The following is a 12,794-nucleotide window of genomic DNA, read 5'->3' as shown; positions in this document are numbered from 1 at the left end:
CCTCGGGCGTGACGCCCCGTCACCGCGAGTGCTAGGAATCGCACATGGCGCAAGGATCCTCGCAGGCGGGTTCGACGCCGCGCACCCACCGGGTCGTCGTGATCGTCGACGAGAACTCCAATCCCTTCGAACTCGGCTGCGCGACCGAGGTGTTCGGTCTGCGCAGGCCCGAACTCGGACGCGACCTGTACGACTTCTCCCTGTGCTCCCCGGAGCCGCTCACCCCGATGAGGGACAAGTTCTTCACTCTCACGGGGGTCGCCGGGCTCGGGGCGGCCGACACCGCGGACACCCTGATCGTCCCCAACCGGCCGGACACCGACGTGCCGCGCCGCCCGGAGGTGCTGGACGCGGTGCGGCGGGCGCACGCGCGCGGCGCGCGGCTGGTGGGCTTCTGCAGCGGCGCCTTCACGCTCGCCGAGGCCGGAGTGCTGGACGGCCGCCGGGCCACCGCGCACTGGCAGTGGGCGGACTCCTTCCGGGCCCGCTTCCCCTCCGTCCGGCTCGAACCGGACGTGCTGTTCGTCGACGACGGCGACATCCTCACCGCGGCGGGCAGCGCGGCCGCCCTGGACCTGGGGCTGTACCTGGTCCGCCGCGACCACGGGGCCGAGGCCGCCAACTCGGTGAGCCGGCGCCTGGTCTTCGCCGCGCACCGGGACGGCGGGCAGCGGCAGTTCGTGGAACGGCCCGTCCTCGACGTGCCGGACGAGTCCCTGGCGCCGCTGCTGGACTGGGCCCGGGAGCGGGTCGGCGAACCGCTGACCGTCGCCGACCTGGCGGCCCGGGCGGCGGTCAGCCCCGCGACCCTGCACCGCCGCTTCCGCGCGCAGCTCGGCACGACCCCCCTCGCCTGGCTCACCCGGGAGCGGGTCGCCCTCGCCTGCCGCCTCATCGAGCGGGGCGAGGGACGCGTCGACGTGGTCGCCCGGCGCAGCGGGCTGGGCAGTGCGGCGAACCTGCGCGCGCGCCTGCGCCGCGAGACGGGCCTGGGCCCGTCGGAGTACCGGCGGAGGTTCGGCCCGGGCACGGCGCCCGGCGCGGCGCCGGACGCCGGGGCCGGGCGGGACGCCGCGTCGGCCGGAGGGAGGTGACCGTCGGGGCGCGCACCGTCCGGTCGGCGGAGGCACCGGCGGCGGCGGAGGGAAAGGGAGCGACCGGTGTCACACTGCTACTGTCACAGCAGCGTTGCTGGAGGTGGGATCTCGGAGAGGGAGGTCGGGGCCATGACGGTGCACCCGGACCGCGGGGCGGCGGACGAGGACGGCGCGGTGAGCCTGACCGTGGACGAGCTGGCCGCCCGGGCGGGCACCACCGTGCGGACCGTCCGCTTCTACAGCAGCCGCGGCCTGCTGCCCCCGCCGGTCCTCGGCCCCCGCCGGGTGGGCCGCTACGGCCCCGAGCACCTGTCGCGCCTGGCGCTGATCGAGGAGTTGCAGCACCAGGGGCTGACGCTGGCGGCCATCGAGCGCTACCTGCGGCAGCTGCCCGAGGACATCAGCCCCGAGGACCTGGCCGTCCACCGGGCCCTGGTCGCCTCCTGGATGCCGGAGTCCACCGAGGAGACCACCCGCGAGCAGTTGGAGCGCAGGGTCGGCCGGCCGCTGACCAGGCAGGACATCGGCCGGCTCGCGGCGCTGGGCGTCCTGGAGCGCACCGGCACCGACGGCGTCTACCGCACCGACCCCGGCATCCTGCACCTGGGCGTGAGCCTGCTGGACCTGCCGATCCCGCTGGAGACCGTCCTGGCCTCCCGTGCGGTGGTGGAGAAGCACAGCCGGGCCGTGGCCCGCGAGCTCAACCGCCTGTTCAAGGAGGAGGTCTGGAAGCCCTACCGGGAGGGCGGCCCCCGCCCCGAGCAGGTCGAGCAGATGCGCTCGCTGTCCGCCCACATCCAGCCGATCATCGTCCAGGCGATGGTGACGGCCTTCCAGCGCTCGATGATGGACGAGCTGCGGGGATCCCGCGGCGCGGCCGCCCCGGAGCGGCAGGAGCCCGGAGGGGGACGCCCGGGCCGGGCGGGCCCGCCCGGGAGCGAGGGGCCCGGCCCGGCGTGACGGCGGGCGCCCCGCAGGGCGGGCGGGGCGCCCGCCGCCCCGGCGGCCTCAGCGTGCGTCGGTGAAGGTCTCCCCGCGGGCGGCCTTCTCCTCCAGCAGCCCCGGCGGGGCGAACCGCTCGCCGTAGGCCGCGCGCAGCTCCTGCGCGCGGGCGAGGAAGCCGGGCAGTCCGCCCGGGTAGCCGTTGATGTACTGCAGCACCCCGCCGGTCCAGGCGGGGAAGCCGATGCCCAGGATCGAGCCGATGTTGGCGTCGGCGACCGAGGTGAGCACGCCCTCCTCCAGGCAGCGCACGGAGTCCAGCGCCTCGGAGAAGAGCATCCGCTCCTTCATGTCCTCGAACGGGACGTCCGCGTCCGGCTTGGTGAAGTGTTCGCGCAGGCCCGGCCACAGCCGGGTCCGCCTGCCGTCCTCGTAGTCGTAGAAGCCGGCGCCGCCGCTGCGCCCGGGGCGGCCGAACTCGTCGACCATGCGGTCGACGACCTCGTCGGCCGGGTGCGGCTCCCAGGTGTCGCCGGCGGCCTCGGCCGCGCGCCGGGCCTCGTCGCGGATCCTGCGGGGCAGGGTCAGGGTCAGCTCGTCCATCAGGGACAGCACCTTGGCGGGGTAGCCGGCCTGGGCGGCGGCCTGCTCGACGGAGGCGGGGTCGACGCCCTCGGCGACCAGCGCCACGCCCTCGTTGATGAACCGGCCGATCACGCGGGAGGTGAAGAAGCCGCGGGAGTCGCCCACCACGATCGGGGTCTTGCCGATCTGCCGGACCAGGTCGAAGGCGCGGGCGGTGGCCTCGTCGCCGGTGCGGTCGCCGCGGATGATCTCCACCAGCGGCATTCTGTCGACGGGCGAGAAGAAGTGCAGGCCGATGAAGTCCTGCTGCCGCGCGACTCCCTCGGCCAGCGAGGTGATCGGGAGGGTGGAGGTGTTGGAGCACAGCAGCGCGTCGGGGGCGACGACGTCCTGGATCTCCTGGAACACCTTGTGCTTGAGGGCGGTGTCCTCGAAGACGGCCTCGATCACCGCGTCGCACCCGGCGAGGGCGGCCGGGTCGGCGGCGGGGGTGATGCGGGCCAGCAGCGCGTCGCGCTCCTCGGGGGTGGTGCGGCCGCGGGCCAGGGTCTTGTCCAGCAGGCCTGCGGAGTACGCCTTGCCCTTCTCGGCGGCCTCGACGCTCACGTCCTTCAGGACGACCTCGATGCCGGCGCGGGCGCAGGAGTGGGCGATGCCGGCGCCCATCATCCCGGCGCCGAGCACGCCGACCTTCCGCACCTTCCGCGGTTCGACGCCCGCCGGGCGGCTGCGGCCGGCGTTGACGGCCTGCATGTCGAAGAAGAACGCCTGGATCATGTTCTTGGCGGTCTGCCCGGTCGCCAGCTCGGTGAAGTAGCGGGACTCGATCACCTGGGCGGTCTCGAAGTCGACCTGGGCGCCCTCGACGGCCGCGGCCAGGATGTTGCGCTGGGCCGGGTAGGGGGCGCCGCCGAGCTGCTTGGCGAGGTTGGCGGGGAAGGCCGGGAGGTTGGCGGCGAACTTCGGGTTCGCGGGGGTGCCGCCGGGGATCCGGTAGCCCTTGGCGTCCCAGGGCTGGGCGGACTCGGGGTGGGCGTCGACGAACGCCCGGGCCCGGGCCAGCATCTCCTCGGGCGTGTCCGCGACCTCGTGGACCAGGCCCTTGTCCATGGCCGCGCGGGGACGGTACTGCTGCCCCTGGAGGAGGACGTTCAGCAGGGCGTCGGTGATGCCGAGCAGCCGCACGGTGCGGACCACCCCGCCGCCGCCGGGCAGCAGGCCGAGGGTGGCCTCGGGCAGGCCGATCCTCGACCCCTTCGCGTCGAGGGCGACGCGGTGGTGGCAGGCGAGCGCGATCTCCAGGCCGCCGCCGAGGGCCGCGCCGTTGATCGCGGCGACGACGGGCACGCCGAGGGTCTCGATGCGGCGCAGGTCGCGCTTCATGGCCATGCCGCGGTCGAAGAGCTCCTGGGCCTGCTCGGGCCGCACGGCGAGCAGGTCGTGCAGGTCGCCGCCGGCGAAGAACGTCTTCTTGGCGGAGGTGACGACGACGCCGCGGACGCCTTCGCGCTCGGCCTCCAGGCGGTCGGCGACGGCCGCGAGGGAGGCGGCGAACGCCGCGTTCATGGTGTTGGCGGACTGGTCCGGGTCGTCCAGGACGAGGGTGACGACGCCGGTGTCGTCCTGCTCCCAGCGGATGGTGGAGGAGGCTGCCATGGTGGGTTCTCGGTCTCCGTCGGTGGTGGCTGCGTCGGGAAGTCTCGTGGGGCGGCGGGGCCGCAGGGCGGCGGCCCGCGGGGCGGCGGGGCTGCCGGGCGGGGTCAGAGCCGTTCGACGACGGTGGCGATGCCCATGCCGCCGCCGACGCACAGGGTGGCCAGGCCGTACCGCAGGTCGCGGCGCTCCAGCTCGTCGACGAGGGTGCCCAGGATCATCGCGCCGGTGGCGCCCAGCGGGTGGCCCATGGCGATGGCGCCGCCGTTGACGTTGACCTTGTCCAGGGGCAGGCCCATGTCGCGGACGAAGTGCAGGACGACGGCGGCGAACGCCTCGTTGATCTCCACCAGGTCGATGTCGTCGACGGTCAGCCCGGCCCTGGCGAGCGCCTTGCGGGAGGCCGGGGCCGGGCCGGTGAGCATGATGGTCGGGTCGGAGCCGGAGACGGCGGCCGAGACGATCCGGGCGCGCGGGGTCAGGCCGTTCCGCTCCCCGGCCTCGCGGCTGCCGACGGCGACCAGCGCGGAGCCGTCCACGATGCCGGAGGAGTTGCCCGCGTGGTGGACGTGGTCGATCCGCTCCACCCGGTGGTACTTCTGCAGCGCCACCGCGTCGAAGCCGCCCGCCTCGCCGATCGCCGCGAACGACGGCTTGAGGGAGGCGAGGGAGTCGGCCGTGGTGCCCGGGCGCATGTGCTCGTCGCGGTCGAGGACGACCAGTCCGTTGCGGTCGGTGACGGGGACGACCGAGCGGTCGAAGCGTCCCTCCTTCCACGCCGTCGCCGCGCGCTCCTGCGACATCGCGGCGTACTCGTCGACGTCGCGGCGGGAGAAGCCCCCGAGGGTGGCGATGAGGTCGGCGCCGATGCCCTGCGGGACGAAACCGGTCTCGAAGCTGGTCATCGGGTCCATGGCCCAGGCGCCGCCGTCGGAGCCCATCGGCACCCGGGACATCGACTCCACGCCGCCGGCCAGCACCAGGTCCTCCCAGCCGGAGCGGACCTTGGCGGCGGCCAGGTTGACGGCCTCCAGGCCCGAGGCGCAGAAGCGGTTCTCCTGGACGCCGGCCACGGTGTCCGGCAGCCCGGCGGCGATGGCGGCGGTGCGGGCGATGTCGGAGCCCTGGTCGCCGACGGGGGTGACGACGCCGAGCACGATGTCGTCGATCGCTGCCGGGTCCAGGCCGGGGAGGCGGCGGCGCAGCTCGTGGATCAGGCCGACGACCAGGTCGATCGGCTTGGTGCCGTGCAGGGCCCCGTTGGCCTTGCCGCGGCCGCGCGGGGTGCGGATCGCTTCGTAGACGTACGCTTCGGTGCTCAACGTCTTTTCCCTTCCGGGAGGTCGCAGGGTGACGGGGTGCTGGGGGACGGGGCGCTGGGGGACGGGGGGACGGAGGATGGGCGTCAGTCGAGCAGTGAGCGGCCGATGATCTCCTTCATGATCTCGGTGGTGCCGCCGTAGATGGTCTGGATGCGGCCGTCGGTGAAGGCCCTGGCCACCGGGTACTCGGTCATGTAGCCGTATCCGCCGTGCAGTTGCAGGCAGCGGTCGGCGGTACGCTTCTGCAGCTCGGTCGCCCACCACTTGGCCATTGAGGCGTGCACGGCGTCGAGCCCGCCGTTGTTGTGCTCGGCGATGCAGCGGTCGACGAACGTCCTGGTGACCGCGCACTCGGTGGCCGTTTCGGCGATCTCGAAGCGCACGTTCTGCAGCTTGGACAGGGGCCTGCCGAACGCCTCGCGCTGCTTGACGTGCGCGGTGGTGATCTCCAGGAGGTGCTCGGCCGCCGCGATGCCGGCCATCGCGATCGCCAGCCGCTCCTGGGCGAGGTTGTGCATCAGGTGCACGAAGGCGCCGTTCGGCTCGCCCAGCAGGTTCTCCTTGGGCACCTTCACGTCGTCGAAGAACAGCTCCGCGGTGTCCTGCGCCTTCTGGCCGATCTTGTCGAGGTTGCGGCCGCGTTCGAACCCGGGCATGCCGCGTTCGACGACCAGCAGGCTCAGGCCCCGCGCCCCGCCCTCGGGGGTGGTGCGGGCGACCACCACGACCAGGTCGGCCAGGATGCCGTTGGAGATGAAGGTCTTGGCGCCGTTGAGCAGCCAGTGGTCGCCCCTGTCGACGGCCGAGGTGCGGATCCCCTGGAGGTCGGACCCCGCGCCCGGCTCGGTCATGGCGATCGCGGTGACGGTCTCGCCGGAGCAGAAGCCCGGCAGCCAGCGCCGCTTCTGCTCCTCGGTGGCCAGGCCGGTCAGGTACGGGCCGACGATGTCGTTGTGCAGGCCCACCGCCATGCCGGGTGCCCCCGCCCGGGTGAATTCCTCGGCGATCACCGCGCTGTAGCGGAAGTCGGTCTCGCCGCCGCCTCCGTACTCGGCGGGCACGGCGATGCCCAGCAGGCCCTGCCGGCCCGCGGCCAGCCATGCCCCGCGGTCCACCACGCCGGCCTTCTCCCAGCGCTCGTAGTGCGGCAGCACCTCCTTGGCCAGGAAGGTCCGCACCACCTCGCGGAACGCCTCGTGCTCCTCGTCGAACAGTTCGCGTCTCATCCGAATCCTCCCGGTCGGGCGGTGTGGCGGTGCAGTGGCGGGGCGGGGGCCGGGCGGCGACGGGACGGCGTGCGGGGCCGGGGCGGGCCCGTGCCGGCCCCGGCGGGCGGCCGTGTCACCGGTGCTCCTCCGGCGTGCCGGCGTGTCCGCCGGGGGAGAGGAGGGCGGGGACGTCCCAGTCGCGGGCCACCGACCCGGTGTCCGCGCCGGGCACCGCCGGCGGGCGGCGCAGCGAGCCGGGGGTGGCGGAGAACCTCGGTGCCGGGGCGGGCTGGGTGATGCCGGCGTGCCCGGTGAAGGTGCCGCGGGCGGCCAGGTGCGGGTGCGCGGTGGCCTCGCGCAGGGACAGCACCGGCGCCACGCAGGCGTCCGTCCCCTCGAACAGGGACGTCCACTCGGCGCGGGTACGGGTGGCGAACCGCCGCGCGATGCGCTCGCGCAGCTCGCCCCAGCGGGGCAGGTCGTGCTGGGCGGGCGCGTCCTCGCCCAGTTCCAGCAGCTCGGCGAACCGGGCGTAGAAGGCCGGCTCCAGGGCGCCGACGGCCATGTGGCCGCCGTCGGAGGTGGCGTAGACGGCGTAGAACGGGCAGCCGCCGTCGAGCAGGTTGGTGCCGCGCCGGTCGTGCCAGGTGCCGGCGTGGAGCATGCCGTGGAAGAGCGAGGACAGGTGTGCCGCACCGTCGACGATCGCCGCGTCCACCACCTGCCCGGCGCCGGTGGCGCGGGCCCGCAGCACGGCGGCCAGGACGCCCACCACCAGGTAGAGGGAGCCGCCGGCGTAGTCGCCGAGCAGGTTCGCCGGGACCGACGGCGGGGCCCCGGGCTCCCCGGCCGGGCCGATCATCCCGAGCACCCCGGAGACGGCCAGGTAGCCGATGTCGTGCCCGGCGTGCGGGGCCAGCGGCCCGTCCTGGCCCCAGCCGGTCATCCGCCCGTAGACCAGGCCGGGGTTGCGCGCCAGGCACTCGGCCGGCCCGACCCCGAGCCGCTCGGCGACCCCCGGCCGGTACCCCTCGATCAGCACGTCCGCCCGGGCCACCAGGTCCAGCACGGCGCCGGGGCCGTCCGGGTGCTTGAGGTCTACCAGGACGGAGCGCTTGTTGCGGTTGGTGACGTCGCTCTCCGGGGCGGCGTCCAGCGGGGAGCCGCCGGGGCGGTCGACCCGCACCACGTCGGCCCCCAGGTCGCCCAGCAGCATCGCGGCGAAGGGCCCCGGGCCGATCCCGGCGAGCTCGACCACCCGCATTCCGGCCAGCGGGCCCTGCTGTGCGGCGGCGTCCTCGTCCGTCCCCATGGCCACGCACCTTTCGCCGGCGGTCCGCGGTACGCGAGGCGCCGTGTCATCCCCGGTGTGACAGTTCTGGTGTAACACGACGAATGCTAAACGGGGGCCGTCCCGGCCGCAAGGCCCCGTCCGCATCCGCCACCGGTGTGTTACTTGCGGTTACTCCTCGTGGGGCGGGCGCGCGCACCCCCTGGACGGCATACCGACCAGTAGGTACGCTGCGCCGGTCCGCAGGCCGCGCCGGCCGGCCGGTGTCCGCCGGATTCCGGCAGGCAGCGCCCGCGGACCCCTCCCACCTGCCTGCGAAGGAGCTGCGCAGCACATGAGCGCCACCCGGCCCACCCAGGACACCCCGGAGTCCCAGGACACCCCGACCGCCTCCGCCGACCCGGCCGTCCGCACCGTCGACACCGTCCGCGGCCCCGTCCCCACCGCCGACATGGGCACCACCCTGATGCACGAGCACGTCTTCGTGCTCACCGCCGACACCCAGCGCCAGTGGCCCGGCGAGTGGGACGAGGAGAAGCGGGTCGCCGACGCGGTCGCACGGCTGCGGGAACTGCGGGACACCGGCGTGCGCACGATCGTCGACCCCACCGTGGACGGCCTGGGCCGCGACGTCCCCCGGATCGCCCGGATCAACGCCGAGGTGCCGGACCTCAACATCGTCGTGGCCACCGGCATCTACACCTACTCCGACGTCCCGAACTTCTTCACCCACCGGGGCCCCGCCGCCCTGCCCGGCCTGCCCGAACCGATGGTCGACCTGTTCGTCCGCGACATCACCGAGGGCATACAGGGCACCGGGGTGCGGGCGGCGTTCCTCAAGTGCGCCATCGACCACCACGGGCTCACCCCCGGAGTCGAACGGGTCCTGCGGGCCTGCGCCAAGGCCGCCCTGCACACCGGCCGCCCCCTGATGGTCCACACCCACCCCGGCTCGCACACCGGGCTCCAGGTGCACGCGGTCCTCGGCGAGGAGGGCCTGGACCCCTCGCGCGTCCTGCTCGCCCACAGCGGCGACACCACCGACACCGACCACCTCGCACGCCTGGCCGACGCCGGCTACCTGCTGGGCATGGACCGGTTCGGCATCGACCTCGAACTGGACTTCGACAGCCGCGTCGGCACGGTCGCCGCGATGTGCGAGCGCGGGTACGCCGACAGCATGGTGCTCAGCCAGGACGCGGCCTGCTACATCGACTGGGTCGACCCGGAACTCATGCCGATGCTCCCGGACTGGAACTACCTGCACGTGCGGAAGAACGTCGTCCCCGCGCTGATCGGGCGCGGTGTCACGCACGAGCAGGTCGACCGCATGCTGGTCGCCAACCCGCGGAGGTTCTTCGAGGGCGGCTGAGCCCGTCGCCCGCCGCCCGGGGTCCGGCACGCGCCGCCCGGCGCTGTCAGTGCCCGGCCCTAACTTTCTCGGTGTTCACCCGATCCGCCCGTCCGGACGGCGGGGCGCCGTGCGCCCCGCCGCGCCGGTGCGGGCCGTGCCCGAGGAGACCCGCCGCAGATGGCCGACACCACCACCTACCTCGAACTGTCCGAGGAGGGCGCAGGCGCCCACAAGTTCTACGAGGTGCGGGTGGCGGGCACCGAGGTGACCATCGCCTACGGCCGCATCGGCGAGAAGGGGCAGGTGCGCACCGCCTCCTACGCGGACGCCGCGAAGGCGTCGGCCGCCGCGGCGAAGAAGATCGGCGAGAAGGTCCGCAAGGGCTACGCGCCGGCCGTCCGCGGCGCCCGGGGGGCGCGCCCCGTCACCCGGCGGCCGGTCGCCACCGTCACCCGCTCCACCGCCCGCCAGGCGCCGGTGCTGTGGCGGTTCGCCTCCGGGGCGCCGGCCTTCGGCATCTTCGTCGGCGAGGACCGCGCATGGGTCGGCAACGAGGCCGGCGACGTCTACACCCTCACCCACGACGGGCAGGTCACCGGCCGCTTCGGCCTGCCCGACGGTGTCAAGTGCATCGTCGCCGACGACTTCTGGATCTACGCCGGCTGCGACGACGGCCGCGTCTACGACCTCGGCGGCAAGGTCCCGCACGTCGCCTACGAAATAGCGGGCGACGTCGACATCTACTGGCTCGACATCCACGACGGCGTCCTCGGCGTCTCCGACCGCCAGGGCGGCATCACCACCGTCGACCACGAGGACGAGTTCCAGTGGTCGCGCCGCTCCGCCGGCCGGGACGCCTGGATGGTCCGCTGCTCCGAGGAGGGCGTCTTCCACGGCCACGGCCGCGGTGTCACCCACTACGACGCCCGCAGCGGGGAGCCGGTGTGGCACACCGCCACCGAGGGCCAAGTGCTCTTCGGCTGGCAGGAGCCCGGCGAGGTCTTCGCCGGCACCAGCCGCGGCCTGGTGCACCGCCTCGCCAAGGACGACGGCGCCGAGACCGCCCGCTACCGCTGCGACGCCGCCGTCTTCTCCTGCGCCACCTCCCCCGACGGCCGCTACGTCTTCGCCGGCGACAACTCCTCCTCGGTCTACTGCTTCGCCGCCGACGGCACCCGCCTGTGGAAGCTGGGCACCGGCTTCGGCTCCGCCTACTCCATGCAGTACCGCGACGAGCGCCTGTACATCGTCACCACCGACGGCTCGCTGGCCTGCATCGACGCGAGCGAGGCCGCCGTGCGCGCGGCCGAGGGCGGACAGCTGCCGCAGCGCACCGACATCAAGGCCGCCCACGCCGCCCATCTGGAGCGGGTCGTGCCCGGCGCCGCCCTGGACACCGTCGTCGAGGCCGAGGTCCTCGCCGGGGACGGCGGCGTGGTCGTCGAGTGCGTGCAGGAGGGCGGCCGGCTGCGGGTCCGGGCGGTCTCGCCCGGCTTCGACCCGGCCCGGCGGGTGCAGTTCCCCAAGGACGTGCGGGTGGCGGGCGCCCGCTACGTCGTCGCCGAGGTGCTGCCCTCCGCCGGCGGCGGCTTCTACCGCGCCCGCGGGGAGATCCGGCGCCTGCTGTAGGCGCCCCACCGGCACCGGGCGGCGACCGCGGAGGGGACGGCCGCCCCCGGGACGCGCCGCCCCGGGCCCGGGCCCGGGGCGGCGCGGGAAACAGGGGCCGCGGGGGAAACGATTTGGCCCGGCTGTGGGTCTCGCGTAGAGTGGTGTTCACCGACGCGGGGTGGAGCAGCTCGGTAGCTCGCTGGGCTCATAACCCAGAGGTCGCAGGTTCAAATCCTGTCCCCGCTACTCACGGCGTGAGGCCCGGAACCGGAAACGGTTCCGGGCCTCACGCGTGTGCGCGTTCCGTTTCGTGCGCGCCCCGCTCCCGCGCCCTTCGCGCGACCCTCCCCCGCGGCCGGCCCTCTCCCGGCCGCCGGCCCTTTCCCCGCCGCCGGAGACCGCGGCCGTGCCCCGGGTCGCCGCCTCTCCTCCCGAACCGGCACCGCGGGGCCCGGGTGCGTTTCGGGGACGGACTGCCTCTCGTCGCGGCTGATGAAAATCTGCATCGGTGACAGTAGACATTGGGCGTCTGTGTTGCTAGATTTTCTGCCGTAGCCAAGGAAGTCAGCAGTACGCGGCAGAGACGAACTGGCGCGTGTCACACGCGGTGCGGCAGTGGAGCCCCGGGGCCGGGAAGTGCAGTGAAGGCCCGGGGACTGGCTGCCGGACCGGGCGGCCTCCAGGGCCGCCGAGCAGTACCGAAGTGTTCAGCAGTACAGGTCAGACAGATGAGTGAGGAGAGGAGCTGACGCCATCAGGATCGCCCGGGTCGGGGTCCGCCCCGCTCGGGTACCGCAGGCCCCGGATTGGAAGGTGGTCCCCGGTCACGCATCCGCGATCCCCGCAGTCGAGCCCTCTTCGAGGGCCGTGCGGACACAGTAGGGCCGACGAGTTCGGCCGGTAGATGGTGTTGAACCCCTCGGGGCCCTGGTGCCGTACGGCACCAGGGCCCCTCGACGCGTCCAGTAAGAGGTGCAATGGCTTCTGAGAACAGACCGACCCAGGCCGACAGGCTCGACGACGACGACTACCCCGCCTACACGATGGGGCGTGCCGCGGAGATGATCGGCACCACGCCGGCCTTCCTGCGGGCACTCGGCGACGCACGTCTGATCACCCCGCTGCGCTCGGCCGGCGGCCACCGCCGCTACTCCCGCTACCAGCTGCGCATCGCCTCTCGCGCCCGTGAACTGGTCGACCAGGGCACGCCGATCGAGGCCGCCTGCCGCATCGTCGTCCTGGAGGACCAGCTGGACGAGGCGCTGCGGATCAACGAGGAGCTGCGCCGCGGCCGGGACGACGCCCGGGACCCCGACGACTCCCCGGCGGCCGGGAAGCCCTGACCGCAGGAATGTCCTGACCGCCGGAACGCCCCGACCGCCGGAGGCGCGGAGCGGGTGACGCGGTGGCCCCCGATGGTCCGCGATCACCGCAGCCCGCCCCGCCGCCCGCCCGGGCCGGCGCGTACCGGCCGCCGTTTCCGGTGTGCGGAACGGGCCGCGGGGGAAACGATTTGGCCCGGCTGCGGGTCTCGCGTAGAGTGGTGTTCACCGACGCGGGGTGGAGCAGCTCGGTAGCTCGCTGGGCTCATAACCCAGAGGTCGCAGGTTCAAATCCTGTCCCCGCTACTCACGGCGTGAGGCCCGGAACCGGAAACGGTTCCGGTCCTCACGCGTGTGCGCTCCCGGGCGCCGCCCGGCGCGGCTGTAGGTTGGCGGCTCCGCCGCGACC

9 protein-coding genes and 2 tRNA genes are annotated in these 12,794 nt (G+C 74.0%); 7 read left to right on the top strand and 4 right to left on the bottom strand.

Annotated features, from left to right (window positions below; all coding sequences use genetic code 11):
• Positions 1-44: 44 nt before the first annotated feature.
• A complete protein-coding gene (locus GQS52_RS04065) occupies positions 45-1,094 on the top strand; it encodes a helix-turn-helix domain-containing protein (protein WP_182311693.1) in 1,050 nt (349 codons plus the stop codon).
• A 132-nt stretch (positions 1,095-1,226) separates the two neighbouring features.
• Positions 1,227-2,057 (top strand): MerR family transcriptional regulator, encoded by an 831-nt coding sequence (locus tag GQS52_RS04060; protein ID WP_182311692.1) that lies wholly within the window; start codon positions 1,227-1,229, stop codon positions 2,055-2,057.
• Between the two features lie 48 nt (positions 2,058-2,105).
• On the opposite strand, the gene GQS52_RS04055 is transcribed toward GQS52_RS04060, so the two are convergent.
• The 4 genes from GQS52_RS04055 to GQS52_RS04040 form a co-directional block, all read right to left on the bottom strand.
• Positions 2,106-4,280, bottom strand: a complete 2,175-nt coding sequence (locus GQS52_RS04055; protein ID WP_182311691.1) for a 3-hydroxyacyl-CoA dehydrogenase NAD-binding domain-containing protein — start codon at positions 4,278-4,280, stop codon at positions 2,106-2,108.
• 104 nt (positions 4,281-4,384) lie between these two features.
• On the bottom strand, positions 4,385-5,599 hold the full coding sequence (locus tag GQS52_RS04050; RefSeq protein ID WP_182311690.1) for an acetyl-CoA C-acetyltransferase: 1,215 nt from the start codon (positions 5,597-5,599) through the stop codon (positions 4,385-4,387).
• Between the two features lie 83 nt (positions 5,600-5,682).
• Positions 5,683-6,825, bottom strand: a complete 1,143-nt coding sequence (locus GQS52_RS04045; RefSeq protein ID WP_182311689.1) for an acyl-CoA dehydrogenase family protein — start codon at positions 6,823-6,825, stop codon at positions 5,683-5,685.
• Between the two features lie 115 nt (positions 6,826-6,940).
• The gene (locus GQS52_RS04040) at positions 6,941-8,119 is read right to left on the bottom strand and encodes a CaiB/BaiF CoA-transferase family protein (protein WP_259370567.1); all 1,179 of its coding nucleotides are present in this window, start codon (positions 8,117-8,119) and stop codon (positions 6,941-6,943) included.
• A gap of 313 nt (positions 8,120-8,432) precedes the next feature.
• On the opposite strand from GQS52_RS04040, the gene GQS52_RS04035 reads away from it, so the two are divergent.
• The 5 genes from GQS52_RS04035 (at position 8,433) to GQS52_RS04015 (ending at position 12,691) form a co-directional block, all read left to right on the top strand.
• Entirely contained in the window at positions 8,433-9,470 is a 1,038-nt protein-coding gene (locus GQS52_RS04035) for a phosphotriesterase (protein WP_182311688.1), read from the top strand.
• A gap of 159 nt (positions 9,471-9,629) precedes the next feature.
• Positions 9,630-11,081 carry a WGR domain-containing protein gene (locus GQS52_RS04030; RefSeq protein ID WP_182311687.1) on the top strand — a complete coding sequence of 484 codons (1,452 nt, stop codon included), beginning with the start codon at positions 9,630-9,632 and terminating at the stop codon, positions 11,079-11,081.
• A gap of 154 nt (positions 11,082-11,235) precedes the next feature.
• Positions 11,236-11,309: transfer RNA gene (locus GQS52_RS04025), tRNA-Met, on the top strand.
• 731 nt (positions 11,310-12,040) lie between these two features.
• Positions 12,041-12,406 carry a MerR family transcriptional regulator gene (locus GQS52_RS04020; protein ID WP_182311686.1) on the top strand — a complete coding sequence of 122 codons (366 nt, stop codon included), beginning with the start codon at positions 12,041-12,043 and terminating at the stop codon, positions 12,404-12,406.
• Positions 12,407-12,617: 211 nt separating this feature from the next.
• Positions 12,618-12,691 (top strand) — tRNA-Met (locus GQS52_RS04015).
• Positions 12,692-12,794 lie beyond the last annotated feature (103 nt).

Origin of the sequence: Streptomyces sp. SCUT-3 (genome assembly GCF_014083985.1) — a bacterium.
Lineage (GTDB): Bacteria > Actinomycetota > Actinomycetes > Streptomycetales > Streptomycetaceae > Streptomyces_H > Streptomyces_H thermolineatus.
This window is presented reverse-complemented; position numbering and strand designations above follow the sequence as displayed.